Genomic DNA, 16,795 nt, shown 5'->3' with positions numbered 1-16,795 from the left:
TGGAGGCGGGGGCCGGTGTCCCGTGAGCTGTGCTCCAAGGAGTACTGGAGCAACGGAGACGCTTAAATGGCGTGAACGTTAATGCACAGGACGCGACAAAGATGGTATTCGTGCTATGCGATAAGTGCGGGGAGGGGTAATATTGGCAATGGGGTAGGGTTTTGAGATGACAGCAAGGGGGCCTATTGGGGAGGTTCGTAAGTGGACGCGGTTCGACTCGCGTTGTGTTGTTCTCCCTGAGAAAGCCCATTTGGGTCTGGATTCGAAAGTAGCGGTTGGCTTGTCGGTTTTGCGATTGCCTGCTGAATAAGTCAAGTTGTTTACGCAGCCTCCATTTTGTGGTTTGGGTGGCTCGGGCAAGCATTTTTATTCGGAAAACACTTGCTTAAGTTTTGAGAAGCACTTTCCGATTTGGCGAAAGGGAGGGAGAAATGAAGCACGGCGATGCTCTCGTGGTCGTTCCGGCGAAGAATGAAGCGGCCAGAATTGGAGGCGTTGTTGCAAGAAGTCGCGAGTTGGGATTCAGTGTCCTGGTCGTGAGTGATGGCAGCGTTGACGATACTGTCTCTGTTGCGCGAAAGTTTGGTGCTGCAGTGTTGGAAAATGATGCTAGCGAAGGGCTTAGCGTCTCGGTTGGCCGAGGCGTTGCTTATGCTAGGGATAACGCCTACAAAGCGGTTATTACTATAGATGGTGATGGCCAGCATGACCCTGAGACTCTCGGTGACTTCTTTGAGGCTCTCTGCTCGCACAAGATTGTATTGGGTACGCGATTTGGCGGGTTGACGCGGGGCATTCCCACGCAAAAATTGGCGGTCAACTCTCTCGGAGCGAATCTTGTATCGCAAATAACAGGTCAAAGGTGTCTTGATCCTTCTTGCGGAATGCGCGGATTTCATATCAGCCGCTATAGGGAGTTTTGGACGGCTGCGTCTTCGTACGAATACGTTTTCAATACTCTTTTTGATGCTCTTGGGTCGCCGAACGAGATGGCATGGTGTCATGTTCCGGCGATTTATCATCCAAATGTGCCGATGTTTACTCGCAGCGCGGAAATACTGGCTCTGATTTCTGCCGCTGTGCAATCTGCGGGTCGGTGGTCTTCTTTCCTTAAGACAATCAAGGACAAGGTTACTTCGGGAAAGCATTTTAAAGTTTCTGTTGGCGGTGATGAGTATTTCTGCTTCTACCTTTTCGGGTACGATGGGTATCTTATCCAGTGTGAGTGGTCTTTATGCCAATTCGAATTTACCGTCAGTCGTGACAGGTGTGTGCTTGTTTCGGAGATGAAGTTGGAGGAAAAATGATGGAGGGCGACTGGCCGTCAAGTTATCTATCTTTGCGTGAAGAGCTTTTAAACGCGGTGAGAAAACAGGATAGCCTCTTCCCTGTGATTCTTACCGCTTTTGGTGTTCTAGCGGCATTTGTCACTAATGGTGAAGTGGACAGGATGGTGTGTCGGCTACTGTGCGTCGCGCTCATATTTGTCGCTATTGTTTTTCAGTGTAAGACTGTGCAATATAGGGACACCGTATATCGAATCGCTGCATATCTTGCGTTTGCAGAAAAAGAAATGAAGCTGTCTGTGTCTTGGGAAAATGAACTAATTCAATTTATCGACGAACGAACGGAGTATGCTCAAAACCAGAACGCGAGAACAAAAGTTCTTTTTTGGGCGGAAAAAACTTCACGTTTTCTGAAGGACTGTTCATTCACAATATTTGCCATTTTCGCTTTTGTTTTCCTTGTCATTGAAAGCGACGGCCTAGGGGCGGGTTGGGAAGGTCTTGCATCAAGTATTGCGTTGCTTGTTGTTGGGGTGGTGCTGGTTGTTTATAGTATTTTGCTGACGATATGCGTCCGGAGGGATTCCGATAGAAGAAAGCTATATATCGAGCTTTGGGGCAAAACTCGGAAATCCGTTGTCCCTCCATATTCAAATCCGAGAGAGCTCTAGGTATCTGTGGGGCGTTTTTAGATTGCCGCGCCGATGCTCGGATGAAAGCAAGCTGGGATGCTTTCAGAAGGCAAGCGCTATTTTCTCGGGATGATCGCCATTTGCGAGTACCTTGATGCGGCGAAACACTTTCCCACACTCCTTTGTTATTTGCGGATATGTTCCGTTTGCTTTTGCTGTGACTGGAGCGGAAGGGGATGAGCGTTTATAATCAAGTTTCATTTTATGGGCAAGGAAGTGATATGACAGCAAGCAGGTTTCTGAGGGAAGTTTCGCGGGAGTGTCGCGAGCATCCTGGTCGGGTAGCGTATTTTACCTCTCGGGGGGGGGGTATCTGATTCCTTAACTTATGGCGAACTCGATCGCTGGTCGGATGGCCTGGCGGCCTTTCTGAAGAGAGAGGCGCCCGAGGGCAAGCCGGTGGTGGTGTATGGCCATAAGTCGCCGCTCATGCTGGTGTCGTTCTTTGCGGCGGTGAAGGCGGGACTGCCCTACGCGCCCATCGATATCGCCTATCCCGCCGATCGCGTTGCGGACATTCTCGAGCAGATCGGACGACCGCTGGTTATCTCGTTGTCTGACGAGCCGCTCGCCGCCGATGTCTCCCTTGCCGAACGGGTGCTGGGGAAAGACGAAGTGCGGACGGCCCGCATGGCGAGCGAGACGGTTTCCGAGGATAGTTGGGTGTCGGGCGACGACGTCTTCTACCTTTTGTTCACCTCGGGCAGCACGGGCCGTCCCAAGGGAGTGCAGATGCCCTCGCGTTGCGTCGATGCGTTCATGGACTACTTCGGGAAGCTGTTTCCCGCCGGCCCGGATCGCATCAGTTTCAATCGCGTTCCCTACACGTTCGATGTGAGCCTGTTCGACATCGTGGCGGGGCTCTCGGCCGGCTACACGCTGTTCGCTTTGGAATCGGAATGCGAGCAGAGCATGAGCGCGTCTTTCGAGGCGCTCGCGGCGAGCGACTTGACCACCTGGGTGTCGACTCCCTCCTATATCGAGATGTGTCTGGCCGACCCCTCGTTCAACGCTCAGCTGCTTCCGCGACTTGATACCATTGTGCTGTGCGGCGAGGTGTTTCGCAATGCGGCCGCAAGCAAGCTGCTTGACCGATTTCCGGGCGTGCGCATCTTCAACACCTATGGTCCGACGGAAACCCAGGCGGTGACCGATATCGAAGTGACGCGCGAGGTTGTCGATCAGTCGAATCCGTTGCCGGTGGGCTTTCTGAACCCTGAGGTGCGGGCGGTGATCCGCGATGTGGAAACGGGCGACGTGCTACCGTCGGGCCAGATGGGGGAGGTGTACCTGGAAGGCGCCACGGTGTCGCTGGGCTATTTCGGTCGCCCCGATCTGACAGAAGCCGTTTTCTCTGAGCGCACCCGTGCCAACGGAGAGACCGTGCGCTCGTACAAGACCGGCGACAAGGGCTATCTTGACGAGCAGGGACGCCTGTACTGCCTGGGGCGCTTGGACTTCCAGGTGAAGCTCAACGGCTTTCGCGTCGAATTGGGCGATGTGGAGCAAGGGCTCGCGTCGCTGCCTTCCGTGAAAGAGGCGGTGGTCCTGTCTGCCGAGAAGGATGGGAAGGTGTCCCACCTTGTGGCCCACGTCCAGTTGGCCGACCCTGCGGTCGAGCCGTCGTTCAAACGAGGACAGCAGATCAAGGCGGAGTTGCGCCAGGTGCTTCCCGATTACATGATCCCGAAGAAGATCGTCTTCCATGAATCGTTTGCGCTGACCGTGAATGGCAAAATCGACCGCAAGGCCTTGGCCTAGGGCGCGGGGCTGGCGGTTATGAACTTCTATATCGACCCGGCGTTCTACGTGTTTCTCGCCCTGGCGGTGATTCCGGCCACCATTCTGGGCTTTACGGGACGTCGGATAAAATACTACGGCCTGGCGGCATCGCTCGGGTTCCTGCTGCTGCTCTTCGGCGAGAACGCCCAGGGCATGGCAGCGTTTCTCGGATTTCTGGCGGTGGCGTGCGCGGCCACGTTCTGGGTGCTGCGCAGTTGGCGTTGCGGCCAGAAGGCCCTGTGGAAGTACCGGGTGGCCCTGGCGGCGGTGATCGCCCCTTTGGTGGTATACAAGATCGGGGCCGTGTTCGAGCACAATATCATGGGCTTTCTCGGGCTGTCCTACATCACGTTCAAGGCCGTGCAGGTGATTATCGAGGTGCGCGACGGGGTCATCGAGGACATGGGCTTTCTCGACTACCTGTACTTCCTCGTGTTCTTCGCGCCTTTTACCTCGGGTCCCATCGATCGCAGTCGGCGCTTCACTGAAGACGCGAACCGCACCTACACGCGTTCCGAGTACGCCGATTTGCTGGCGCGGGGCATCATGCTTCTGCTTATCGGCGCGGTGTACCAGAAGGTGCTGGGCACGGTGTTCTACGGCTGGTTCACGCCGGCGCCGCTGGGGGACGGCTCGCTGTGGCGTGAGCTGGCGGCCCAGGTGAAGGACGCCTACGCCTACGGCTTCTATCTGTTCTTCGATTTCGCCGGCTACTCGCTGATGGCCATGGGGGCCAGCTACTGCTTCGGCATCAAGACGCCGCGGAACTTTCGGGCGCCGTTTCTGGCCCTGGACGTGCGCGAGTTCTGGGATCGCTGGCACATGACCCTGTCCACCTGGCTGCGCGACTTCGTGTTCATGCGCGTGGTGAAGTCGGCCACGCGTCGCAAGCTGTTCAAGGACCGTCTGCACACGGCCTGTTTCGGCTATCTGGCGAACTTCATGCTCATGGGCGCGTGGCACGGGCTGACGGTGGATTACCTGGTGTACGGCGCGTACTACGGCGTGCTCATGGGGGCGACGGACGTGTACCAGAAGCGCGTGCCCTTCCATAAGAAGCACAAGAAGAAGCGCTGGTATAAGGCGCTGCAGTGGTTCGTCACGATCAATCTGGTCATGCTGGGCATGGCGATTTTCTCTGGTCAGTTACATACGGTAGTAGGAGGTCTGATTCATGGCTAACGGCACGGTTGAGACGCGGATGCTCGATCTGATCGAGGAAGTGTGCGACGATGAGGTGATTCGCGAGGAGCGCGATATCGACCTGTTCGAGGCGGGGTTGCTGGACTCCATGGCCGCCATCGAGCTTCTGGTGGGCATCGAGTCCGAGTTCGGCGTGGTGATCGCCCCGACGGCGGTGGAGCGCGAGGAGATGAACTCGGTGAACAAGATCATTCACCAGGTTGAGATTCGGGTGCAGGGCTAGGCATGCGGAAGCTGATCGCGGTTTGCTGCGCTTTGACGCTCGCTCTGGGTGTGGGCGCGGCATATTATCTGCAGGCGCCCACGGATGCCTCCCTACGGGACATGGCGCGGGAGAACCCAGTGAACCCGCGGCCGTCGGTGGCGCTGTGGGGGAGTCCGTCGCTTTTGGGTGAAATGGTGCGAGCGCAGCAGGCGCAGGGGCGCGCGGTGGGATTTCTGCTGGGGTCTTCAGAGCTGGGCCAGTCAGCGGAGGACTCCGCCCATCCCGTGCGATTCTTCTCGGAAAATGATCTGGGATTCGACCTGATATCTATGGGCGGTGGCGGCTACCAGTCGTTATGGGGTGCCATTGAAGTGGGCGCTTTGGACGAGTGCGGGGCGCTTCCCGAGAAGAAGGTCGCGTTCCTGATCGGCGATCAGTGGTTCATGAACGAGACGGGATGTACACCGGAGGCATTCATGAACAGCTTCTCGGAAGAGTCTTTCCGTGAGTGCATGGAGAATCCGGGGCTGACTGCCGAGACGAAGGCGCAGATTCGCGAGCGGGTGATAGCTCTGGGAGTAGACGCTCAAACGGTGAGCGATCTGACTGATGATTCGGTGGTGGCGTGGGCCAATCGAGCGGCCGCTGACTTTGTATCGGGCGGCGAACGTCGTGGGTTGCTTGCTGAGGGGCTGGCGGCCAACGGGCCGCTTGAACGGGATGGCACCTCGGCGGTTGAGCCTGATTGGGACGCGCTTGATCGGCAGGCTGTGGCGGAAGGTGAGGCGGCCTGTACGAACAACGATTACGGCATCTACGACGACTACTTCGATACCTACGTGAGCGATGTCGCCTGGGGGCAGCCCTACGAGGGCGAGCCGTTTTCCGGTTGGAGCGAGACGGAGTTCTCCGACCTGCGTCTGTTCCTTAAGGTGTGCGAAGAGCTGGGCATCACGCCACTTCTGGTGATTGAGCCGGTGAACGGCGAATACTACGACATTCAGCGCTATACCAAGGAGAGCCGCGCGGAGTTCTACGACAAGCTGCGCGAGGTGCTCGACGAAGCGCAGGTGGATTATGTCGACCTGTCGATGCACGACTACGACAAGTATTACCTGCGCGATGTGATGCATCTTGGTTGGAGGAGCTGGGTGCAGATCAACCGTGCGCTTTGCGAGTTCTACGGAGCGGAGGCGACTGACGCTGCTGGTGGCTCTGATGGTGTCGAGGGCGCGTCAGAAGGAGACGATGCGAGCGGGCAGACAGCCGCCCAGCGCGATGCCGAAGCGGCCGCCGATGAGATGCTCGAAGTGGAAGGGGCCGGAAAGGAAGTGGTGGAAAGCGAGGGTGAGCGCTCATGAAATGGCTCGAAAAGGCCCAGTCGTGGCTGTCGCAGCATCCGACCGTCGAAGCCCTGCTTTGGTTCGTGACCGCTGTCGCTTGCATAGCGATCCTCGTATGGTTCCTCCTGTTTTCTGGCTACGGCAACCCACCCGAGTTCGTCTACGAACAGTTCTAGGCAGGGGGCGTTCCTGTTCAACACGGCGATAATGTGCATTACATAGAGGGCCTTGTCTCTATCGTGGAGACTGTGATCACGATCGCATAAATAAAAAAACCAAGCAGCTGGAACGGGAATGGGTGGCGTGGTTGCATGCATGCCAGTGTTGTTGGTGTGCCTTCAGGCAAAACGTCGACCCGCCGTGGTTGCGTCGTGTTATTCTTTTGACCACACAAGTAAGAAGGAAAGGTGTGTCCGTGGAGCAATACGATTACCTGATTGTTGGCGCCGGCCTTACGGGTGCTGTGCTGGCGCGCGAATTGACTGATGCGGGCAAGAGTTGTCTCGTCATTGATCGTCGCGATCACATTGGTGGCAACTGCTATACCGAGAAGGTGAACGGCATCAACGTGCACAAGTATGGGGCCCATATCTTCCATACATCCGATCGCTCCGTGTGGGAATATGTGAACCGTTTTGCCGAGTTCAACAACTACGTAAATAGTCCCGTAGCTGATTTTCATGGCGAGGTGTACAACCTGCCTTTCAATATGAATACGTTCAGCAAGATGTGGGGTATCAAAACGCCTGACGAGGCGAAGGCCATCATTGAGGAGCAGAAGGCGGCCTGCGCTATCGATGGTGAGCCGAGCAATTTGGAGGAGCAGGCCCTGTCGCTCGTAGGCCGCGATATTTACGAGAAGCTGGTAAAGGAGTACACCGAAAAGCAGTGGGGGCGTCCTTGCACCGAGCTTCCTGCTTCAATTATCAAACGCCTGCCAGTGCGTTTTATCTATGACAACAATTATTTCAACGATCGTTGGCAGGGTATTCCTGTGGGCGGCTACACGAAGATCTTCGAGCGCATGCTCGACGGCATCGAGGTGCACACGGGGGTTGATTTTAGAGATATGGATCGTTCGCAGTTCGATCGCGTTATCTATACCGGCCCCATCGACGAGTACTTCGACTTCAAGCTGGGGAACTTGGAGTGGCGCACAGTGCGTTTCGAGACAGAATTGTTGGGGAATGTGGAAAACTGGCAGGGCAATGCGGTGGTGAACTATACGAGCCACGACATTCCGTTCACGCGCATCATCGAGCACAAACATTTCGAATTCGGTAAGGATGAAAATGGTGCCTTGTTGCCCGATACGGTTATCAGCCGCGAATATTCGTTTGCGTGGCAGCCAGGTGATGAGCCTTATTATCCCGTGAATGATGAGCGCAATAATTCGCTCTATGAGCAATACGCCCAAATGGGCCGGGCCGAAGAAGGCGTGGTGTTCGCAGGCCGCTTGGGCGCCTATCGCTATTACGATATGGCTCCCTGTATTGCTGCGGCTCTGAAGTTGGCCGATGCTGAGTTGGAGCGCTAGGCTTTAGCACTCAATTGGCTTGACGCGCTAAGGCCGAGACAGAGAATATGATGAACGAGATTTGTTTGTGAAAAGGTGATTGAAGGGTGTGGTTCTCCTTTCTTCTGGCATGGGGCGTGACGCTGCTCATTCTCTATGTACCGGGATACTTCATTTTGCGCGCATGCGGGAGGGCTCGCCTACGTTCCTTTTTATGCGCTCCTCCGATCACGATAGTCGTTATAGAAGCTTTGTGCATCTTGTACGACAAGCTGGGAGTTGCCGCCAATCCTCTTACGGTGGTTCTTCCAGTTGTCCTTGTAGGTGGTACGGGATATTTTCTCTCTCGGCTTGTTCTGCGCGAAAAAGGATGCCATTTGGGGGATGCCCCTGCTTTGCCTTGTTATCGTGGATGGTTTAAACGCTTCCTGCACTCCGACTTGGCCTGCGCTCTTCTTTACATTGGCGTATCAACGATAATCTCCGGCGTAATTTTTGTGACGAATCTGGACGGTCCCGCCTCGTTTCCCCAAGACTCCGACAACTCGGCGCATTTGTCTTGGATAAAATCCTTTGCGGACTCGCAGGTTTTGTCAACCCTCAATGTCGGTTTTTATCACGATCTTGAGGGTGGCGAGTTGACTCTCGTCAACACCGCTGGGGGCTATTATCCAGCAGGGTGGCATATGGTATGCGCTTTGGTTGCGCAGGCATGTGGCGTTTCAGCCCCGTTGGCTGCCAATGCGGTAAATTACGCTTTCCTATCGGTTCTTATCCCGACGGGGCTTTTCCTTTTTCTCGGAAAGCTCTTTGAGGGAAAACGAGCGATTGTATATTGCGGCGCTTTCGTCTGCTTGGCATTTCCTTCTTTCCCGTGGGGGCTTATTCTGCCTCCTCAAGGGCCGCTTTATCCAAACTTCGCTTCTTTCTCTCTTCTTCCCTATGCCTTCTGGGGCTTTATGGAGATGGTGTCCCGTTGGCGTGCGACTAAGGTGCGAGCCGGCCTTGTGGCATATTTTGTTCTTGCGTCGGCTGCAATAGGCATCATGCACCCCAATGGGATTTTCTCCTTGTATGCTGGGCTTGCCATCTACGTTATCGTGAATGCAACTCGTTGGGCATACGGGGTTGTGAGACGGAAGAAGCAATGTCGGATGTGGCAAGCTGTGGGGTTGTCAATCGGGATCGGATTGCTGCTCACGGCGGTTTCTGCATTCTTCTGGTATGTCTTTATGCAGATTCCCTCGATCAGTCGAATCGTTGCATTCTCCTGGCCCTCATACCTTGATTTGCCCGAGGCGCTCTGCCGCGTGCTGGGGCTTTCTTTCGGGCGTCCCAATCTGCAGGTTATTTTGCCGCTCGTTACCGTCATAGGCGTTGGGTATACCTTCATTGAGAGACGATACCTCTGGATCACAATTGCCTTTGGTTTCTTCTGCGTCTCGTTTATTGCGGCGGCGGCAACGGACGGACCACTGGACTCCGCCCTGACGGGCTTTTGGTACACCGATGGGAATCGTGTCGCAGGGAATGCGGGATTTTTCGGCATCCCCCTAGCCGCTATGGGGCTGAGCGTACTCGTTCGCTTTGCCAGAAATGTGGCGAAGCGATCAAAGAGCGACAGCAAAGCCAATATGCTCGGGGGTGTGGCCGCCCTGTGCGTGATTGTCATTTTTATTGTTTTGAATTTCTCGCGATGCGTTGGTGACGTTTGGACTGCGTTTGATGATGCGGAAAACTGTTTTGCCGCTGCAAACAATGCGGAAAGACCGAACACCTATTCTCCAGAGGAGCGAGAGTTTGTGAAAAGGGTCAAGGATGTTGTTGAGCCCAATGATCTTATTTTAAATGTTGCTGATGACGGAAGCAGCTTTGCTTACGCGAGCGACGGCTTGAATCTTGTCTATAGGCGGTCTTCCGATTCTTGGGATCCTGGCGACGATGACGGCTTGCTGAGAAAGAAGCTGAATGAGCTCGGTACGTCTCCAGAGGTGCGAGAGGTGTTGGAGACCAACGGGGTAAAGTACATTCTTTTGCTTGATCAAGGTGGCGATATCCGTGAGGAGCGGTGCTACTATGGATACTACAAACCTGAAAATTGGGCGGGCTATAACGCTATCGATGATACAACTCCTGGTCTGGAGACGGTGCTCGCCGAAGGCGATATGAGGCTTTATAAAATAATTGACGAGATCGGATAAAATACAACCGCGCCGAACGATACCGGCTTTTAGGAGGCGGCGTCGGAGCAAATTGGGCACCTATGCGATAATGGAATTGCTGTTCGATTTTAATAGTTTGAGGGAGAGCGCATGTCGGTCGTAAATATGGCAAAAAGAACATTGGGCGATGGCTTTGCGGGCCGGGCGGTCCGTAAGGTTCGTCGAGTGATGCGCAACCGGGCGAATTATCGCAAAGTTGCCGATACTGCTTACAACTTCATCGATCGTAGTACTGGTTCCGATAAGTTGTGCATTGTTCTTGCGGGCTATAAGGAGCCTCTCTGGGAAGAAGTGTTCGGTCGCCTTGCCCTCTTTGCGCCAGAGGATATAGACGTTTGCATTATGACGAGCGGATTGGTGAACGAAAAGCTGCAAAGTATTTCCGCCGAGCACGGATGGTCGTATCTCTCGACAGAGGTGAACCATCTTTCGCAAGTGCAGAATCTCGCCATCGAGAAGCATCCCCATGCGCGCTGGATTTACAAGTTAGACGAGGATATGTTTCTCACCGAGGGCTTCTTTGAAAAGCTCAGAGAAGCCTATGAGTACACTGAATCCTCCACGCCCTACGTGCCCGCTTTTGTGTCGCCGCTCATTAACGTCAACTGTTACGGGCATTTGCGGCTGCTTGACAAAGTGGGCCTGACGGAGGATTTTGCCGCGACGGGTTTGACCAACATGAAATATACCGACGGGCTTAACCATAGCAATGATGTGTTGGAGAGCTCCGCTGTGGCTCGCTATCTGTGGGGTGAGACTCGTGAGGTCTTGCGTGACATCGACACCCTGAACACTCGTTTCGCTGCTGAGCCGCTGACTATATCGGTGTGCCCGATGCGTTTCAGCATCGGTGCCATTCTTTTCACGCGCAAGGCGTGGGAATCGTTCGGTAAGTTTCCTCTCACGTTTGTGGGAAGCAGCTACGGCATTGGTGACGACGAGGAGCATATCTGCCATTACGCGATGTTCACGGGCCGCGCCATCGTAGTGTGCGAGAACAGCTTGGTGGGGCACTTGGGCTATGGGCCGCAAACGGCCGCTATGCTTGAGTACTATGAGGCGCATGCTGATCGATTTGCGTTGAAGGGATAGCCCATGGTTGATTCCGTCTCGTCGGGAGCGACCGATACCGGTGACGTGAAAATACTCGTTTCATGCCACAAACCCTCGGTCATTCCTCCATCGAAGGTGTTCCTCCCCGTCCACGTGGGCGCTCGATTTGCTGATGCGGCTCTTCCCGGCGCAGTACCCGACAATGATGGCGACAACATTTCAAGTCGTAATTTTTCTTTCTCGGAAATGAGTGGACAGTATTGGGCGTGGAAGAATCTGAGCGCCGACGAAGCTCCCTATGTAGGGCAATGCCATTATCGGCGCTTCTTCTGCTTTGATGGCAAGTCTCACCGGGCCAATGATCACGCCCAGATCGAGCTTCCCTTGCTCGATGAAGCGACTATTGCCGAATATCGTCTTGCGGACGAAGCTCTTATCTTAGATGCAATCACCCAGGCTGATGCCATTGTTCCTCCAAGGTGGAGCGTTATTGGTGTGCCGACTCCCCACGGGCCGCAAAACACCATTCGCTCCCATATGGAGGCCTACGAACTGGTTGATCATGCCAGTTTCGACCTATTTCTCGATGTGGTGGAGCAACGTCAGCCCGATTACGCTCCCTATGTGAGGCGCTACCTGGACGGCTCTGACTATATCGGCTACAACTGCTTTATCTTACGACGTGATCTGTTCGATGAGCTGTGCGCTTACGAATTCGATGTGCTGCTCGCCTTCGATAGGCTGTTTGATTACAACAATCGCACGCCTACGCAGATGCGCATCTGCGGCTATCTCGGTGAGGTGCTGTTCAGCGCTTACGTGGAAAAGCTCCGTGATGGAGGGGCGACGCGGATAAGGGAAGTCCCCCTTACTTTTTTCTTTGAGACGGCTCCTGGCGCTTCTGTTTCCGATACTACTCGAGAGGGCGGCTCCGTGTTTGGCAGATCGTTCGTACGACGCGGTCTTGCCAAGGTAAAGCGTATGCTTGCGAGCGTTTTGCGCGAAGAAGCCCAAGAAGCTTCCTCTACGGAAGTGGCGCCGACCTCCCCCGAGTCTGCCGAGGCGGCGTCCACGCTGGTTACGGTGATCGTACCCGTGCGCAATCTCCGGGACTATGTGATTCCGTGCTTGGAGAGCATTCAGACTCAGACTCACGGACATCTTCAGGTCGTTGTGGTCTATGATGGGTCAGCCGATGATACGTGGGCATTTGTGGAGGAATTTGTCCGTACTGATGACCGTTTCAGCGCGATAGCGTGGGAGAAAGGCAGTGCGGAAGAGGTTCGTAACCGAGGTGTGGAACTGGCGCGGGGTGAATACCTGCTATTCTTCGACGACAATGACCTGATGGCTCCGACCATGGTGCAGCTTCTTTTGGAGCGGGCGTTGGAAGCACGTGCCGATGTCACGATGTGTCGGGCCTCATCGTTCTGCACGGATCCAACTAACCCGACTGACGAGAATCTCGGTCCCTTTGGCGTTGATCTTGCTAGGGTGCACACTGCTGATGATATGCGTGGGCGTATATTTTCAGTAAGCACGTCTTGGCCTGGGGACAAGCTTTTTCGCACTGATTTCATTCGGAAAAATAACATGTCGTTCCAATCTTTCGGCTCTGCTAGCGATGCTGCTTTCGTGTTCACAGCTCTTGCTCTGGCCGATCGCATTGCTTTCGTTTCCAAGGTGCTTGTCTCCCGCCGGTGTTGTTCTGGGTCCATCAATGACACTCGTCCCACTCCTCCCCACAGTATCTATGCTGCTTTCGAAGCCATTCGCGATAGGCTGGCACAGTTGCCTGCATGGAGCAGGGGGCTTGATGCTGAGTGCGTGAACTGGGCTCTTGGCTATTTGCGCTGGAGCTATCGTGCATTGTCGGGCGAGGCCCGCAACGAGGCATTCGCTGATTATCTAGCGGTACTCGAGTTTGCGCGCGATTGGGATCGTACAATGTTTGAACACTGCGAGGACCGGGAAGCGCGTGGTGCTCTGCCCGAGGGGGATTGGCCTGTGTCGGAGCACCTTGCTGATTAGACGATTGGTGGGACTTACGACATAGAGGATCCAGATGCGTTCCGTCGCCGAATCGGCGAATTGGGATTGACGAAGTCTAAGGAAGCCCAAGAAGGGAGCGAGGAGCTATGGCTCGGCAACGTACTGAACGAGGTTTTGGGCGCTCCACTTTGTTGGGCGCCCAAAACGATCCGGCGGAGTCACGCGTTCGTGACCTATAGGCAATCTTTCGTCGGCAGTCGTTCCTGACGTTCGTAGATGCCCCTCTTCTTCCCGCAAAGATGTGTGAGTCACATGGTGCCAATGGGACATTCAGTATTTTACCATAGGCAGCGTGATCGAATTTCTGCTAACGGTGTCTTTCGAGAAGGAATAGGTATGAAAACGTCGAGCACACGGTTCCGCAATATTCCACTGTTTGCGGCAATGCTGCTGGCCTCCGCTCTTCTTTCCCTCGCTCCGGCCGTCCCGGCTTGGGCTGCTGACTATCAGAGCGGCATCACCGATGCCAACATGAAGCAGTTGGTCATCGTGGTGCGCTTTGCGGGCGACACCACAGGCGACAACAACGACGGGCTGAACCGGTCCTATTCCACGACGGTACCCTCGGAGGCGGCCAAGTACCGTACCGAGTGGGACTGGACCTTGCGCAACCTGAACGCGAAAGACCAGACCACCGCCGAGCTGCAGTCGGTCTATTCCTATATGAAGACGGTGTCGGGGGGCCAGTGCCGTCTGGAATCGGTGAGCCCGCAGACCGACGGCGCCACGGGCAAGGTGGCCTATCTGACCCTTCCCGACTCGATCAAGAGCTATTCCGAGGGAACTCCCGACACGGTCGTTGCGGCGGCGGTGGATGCCTTTGCGGCGGCCTACCCCTCGTTCAACTGGCGATCGCTCGATATGGACGGCGACGGTTGCGTGGATAATGTGCTGGTCATCCCCGAGGTGGGGAACGGCAAGATCGACGGCGTGGCCATCGGCAGCAACAGCAGCCTCTGGTCGCGCCAGGGTTTTCTCGGCAACGCCAAGGTGGTGGGGTCGGGCGGCACGCAGTCGAAGGTGAGCAGCTTCACGCTGGTCAACACGGCGAACCTCGCGTTTGTGGGAACGCTGTCCCATGAGACGATGCACACCCAGGGGGCGAAGGACCTCTACCGCATCGCGGCAGCGACGTCTGACGGCACGCCGCAGCCTGTTGGTGTGTGGGACATCATGGCCAAACACGGCACGCGGTATCTGATGTGGCCTTTGGCCATCACCCGTCAAGATTGCGGATGGCTCACGCTGTCGGAACGACAGCCAGGATCCCATACGCTGTACGCCCCGGGTTCGGGCAGGCAGCAGGCCGTCGTGTTCAAGTCGCCAGTGAATCCCACGGAATACTTCGTTGCCGAATACCGCAAGGCGACTACGACAGAGGCCGATATCTTCTCCCTCGACCATTCCGATGCCACCGGGCTGACCATCGGCAGTTCGGGACTCATCGTGTACCGCGTCAACCCCGCCGTCAAAGCCGACAGCAACGGCAACAAGGGCGGGAAAGACTACGTGTACCTCTATCGCAGCGGCGAGACCACGACGACAGGCGTGCGCGGCGATGGCATGGGCGACATCAAGAACGCCCAGCTGAGCATGGCCGGGCGCAAAGTGCTCGGTACGTCTGACATGGCCAAGGGCCTCGCCGAGGGCGCCGTCACCTTCTCCGACGGACAGAATTCGGGCCTCGTCTTTACGGTGACGGGCCAGACGGCCGACTCCATTACGTTCACCGCCACTTGTCCGAGTGGCGATGATCTGGGCGTGTGGTCGCCGGTGACGGATGCCAACGGCACGGTGCCCTTCGCGACGGCGTCCTCTCCCGCTACGGCCGTGGTCACCGATGGTACGACACTCTACATCGCGGCGGCCGACGAGCGTACCGGCTCTTGCCGCGTGTGGAGGCACAACGGCACGCGCTGGTCGGCCGTGGGCGTTCAGCTGTCGGGCATCGTGCAGCCCACCTTGTGCTGGCACGGCGGATCGCTGTATCTGGCGGGACAGTCGTCCACCTCGTCAGGCTCGCCCACGGGACGTTTGGTGGTGAAGCGGTTCGACGGTGCGCGCTGGGCGGATGTGGGATCGGTTCCCTCGGTGGCGAACGTGGTGCAGACGCCGCTGGCCTCGGTGGGACCGAAGCTGGTGGCCCTGGCGGCCCCCTCGGCATCGACGCTTCAAGCCTACGAGGTGGGCCAGGGGCTTGTGTCCCGGGGCTCGTCCATGCGCGTGACGAATCCTGCCAACGCGGTGCTCTTCAACGGAGCGGGGAAGATGGCGGTGGCCGTGGGGGAGAACACCGGCGCCGGCTCGACGAGCCTCTTCTTGCAGACGGGTGCTGTATGGAAGAAGACCAAGGTGTTCGATCAGATCTCCTCGGTTTTGAGCGCCACGTCGTTCAAGGGCGCCATCTACCTGTACAGTTACACGTTCCAGAGCGCGCAGTTGGCGCGCGTGGGCGCTGATGGCGTCCTGGCCGCTCGGGCGACGTTGAGCAGTCTGGCGACCGCATCGCTGGGCGGCGCGCTGGTGGCGGCGGAGAAGAACCTGTACCTGGGCTATCTGGAGGGGGCCGATCCGCGCGCGGCCTCGTGCGTGAAGGTGAACGCCGATTCGCTGTCGCTGGCGGGCACCGTGGGCGCTCGCGTGTGCTCCGGCGGGGGCGCTCTGGCCTTAACGGCGATGGGCAACAAGCTCTTCTGTGCCCTTCCCGAACTGACGGCGGGGAAGGTCACGGTACGGTCCCACGTTATGCCCGACGGCGACAAAGCACTGCCGGTGTCTTCCGGCTCGTCGTCCGGGGGCGGCAGTGGTAGCTCGTCGGGTTCCTCGGGCGCGGCCGGCTCGGGAGGCTCGGGGGGCTCGACCGGCTCGGCTGGCTCGGCTGGCTCGACCGGCAACACGGTGGTGACGCCCGCGCCGGCGTCTCCGGCCCCCACAGGGGCGTGGCGCCACGACGGGCGCGGCTGGTGGTACCAGTACTGGGCCGGCGGTTATCCGGCGGGAACCTGGCAGTTGATCGAGGGCGCTTGGTATCACTTCAACGGAGCCGGCTATATGGAAACGGGCTGGATCCGCGACGGGGGCACCTGGTACTACCTCTATGGGTCGGGGGCCATGGCCACAGGCTGGCTGTTCAGCGGCGGTGCGTGGTACTATCTCGATGGTGGCTCGGGTGCGATGGCCACGGGTTGGAGAATGGTCGATGGCGCGTGGTATTATCTGTACGGATCCGGCGCCATGGCCACCGGTTGGCTGCGCGACGGGGGTACGTGGTACTATCTGCACGGTTCGGGCGCCATGGCTACGGGCTGGGTGCAGACGGGGGGCGCCTGGTACTATCTCCATGGATCCGGAGCCATGGCGACAAATCAGTGGGTGGAAGACCGCTACTGGGTAACGGGAAGCGGCGCGTGGACGAATACCCGTTAGTGGGAAGAGAGAGGG

At 56.8% G+C, this 16,795-nt stretch carries 12 protein-coding genes; all 12 read left to right on the top strand.

The genetic code is table 11. The features are described 5' to 3' along the window. Positions 1-431 precede the first annotated feature (431 nt). The 12 genes from G503_RS15475 to G503_RS16665 all read left to right on the top strand — a co-directional run bounded on the left by G503_RS15475 (position 432) and on the right by G503_RS16665 (position 16,780). Positions 432-1,307, top strand: a complete 876-nt coding sequence (locus G503_RS15475; RefSeq protein WP_051190865.1) for a glycosyltransferase family 2 protein — start codon at positions 432-434, stop codon at positions 1,305-1,307. Next, positions 1,304-1,957: a hypothetical protein gene (locus tag G503_RS0103330; RefSeq protein ID WP_156891898.1), complete on the top strand. Its 654-nt coding sequence runs from the start codon at positions 1,304-1,306 to the stop codon at positions 1,955-1,957. Before G503_RS15475 ends, G503_RS0103330 begins: the two co-directional genes overlap by 4 nt. Positions 1,958-2,266: 309 nt before the next feature. Continuing rightward, positions 2,267-3,739, top strand: coding sequence for a D-alanine--poly(phosphoribitol) ligase subunit DltA (gene dltA, locus G503_RS13435; RefSeq protein WP_084636240.1), 1,473 nt, complete (start codon positions 2,267-2,269; stop codon positions 3,737-3,739). Positions 3,740-3,757: 18 nt separating this feature from the next. After that, positions 3,758-4,942, top strand: coding sequence for a D-alanyl-lipoteichoic acid biosynthesis protein DltB (gene dltB, locus G503_RS0103320; protein ID WP_028026465.1), 1,185 nt, complete (start codon positions 3,758-3,760; stop codon positions 4,940-4,942). Beyond that, positions 4,935-5,186, top strand: a complete 252-nt coding sequence (gene dltC / locus G503_RS0103315) for a D-alanine--poly(phosphoribitol) ligase subunit DltC (RefSeq protein WP_028026464.1) — start codon at positions 4,935-4,937, stop codon at positions 5,184-5,186. The genes dltB and dltC overlap by 8 nt, the downstream gene beginning before the upstream one ends. Before the next feature lie 2 nt (positions 5,187-5,188). After that, entirely contained in the window at positions 5,189-6,529 is a 1,341-nt protein-coding gene (gene dltD / locus G503_RS0103310) for a D-alanyl-lipoteichoic acid biosynthesis protein DltD (protein ID WP_028026463.1), read from the top strand. Then, on the top strand, positions 6,526-6,687 hold the full coding sequence (locus tag G503_RS16255; RefSeq protein WP_156891897.1) for a hypothetical protein: 162 nt from the start codon (positions 6,526-6,528) through the stop codon (positions 6,685-6,687). The genes dltD and G503_RS16255 overlap by 4 nt, the downstream gene beginning before the upstream one ends. Positions 6,688-6,926: 239 nt before the next feature. Further along, the gene (gene glf / locus G503_RS0103300) at positions 6,927-8,048 is read left to right on the top strand and encodes a UDP-galactopyranose mutase (RefSeq protein WP_028026462.1); all 1,122 of its coding nucleotides are present in this window, start codon (positions 6,927-6,929) and stop codon (positions 8,046-8,048) included. 86 nt (positions 8,049-8,134) lie between these two features. Then, entirely contained in the window at positions 8,135-10,228 is a 2,094-nt protein-coding gene (locus G503_RS16250) for a DUF6541 family protein (RefSeq protein WP_328285567.1), read from the top strand. Positions 10,229-10,339: 111 nt separating this feature from the next. Continuing rightward, the gene (locus G503_RS13430; RefSeq protein WP_051190863.1) at positions 10,340-11,341 is read left to right on the top strand and encodes a hypothetical protein; all 1,002 of its coding nucleotides are present in this window, start codon (positions 10,340-10,342) and stop codon (positions 11,339-11,341) included. Positions 11,342-11,344: 3 nt separating this feature from the next. Continuing rightward, positions 11,345-13,333, top strand: coding sequence for a DUF4422 domain-containing protein (locus G503_RS0103285; RefSeq protein ID WP_028026460.1), 1,989 nt, complete (start codon positions 11,345-11,347; stop codon positions 13,331-13,333). Between the two features lie 357 nt (positions 13,334-13,690). Then, complete coding sequence (locus tag G503_RS16665; protein WP_051190862.1) at positions 13,691-16,780, top strand: hypothetical protein; 3,090 nt, start codon at positions 13,691-13,693, stop codon at positions 16,778-16,780. Positions 16,781-16,795: the final 15 nt, after the last annotated feature.

Source organism: Adlercreutzia mucosicola DSM 19490 (genome assembly GCF_000422625.1).
Taxonomy (GTDB): Bacteria; Actinomycetota; Coriobacteriia; order Coriobacteriales; family Eggerthellaceae; genus Adlercreutzia; species Adlercreutzia mucosicola.
Note: the sequence above shows the minus strand (reverse complement) of the source record. Positions and strands in the feature narration are given on the sequence as shown.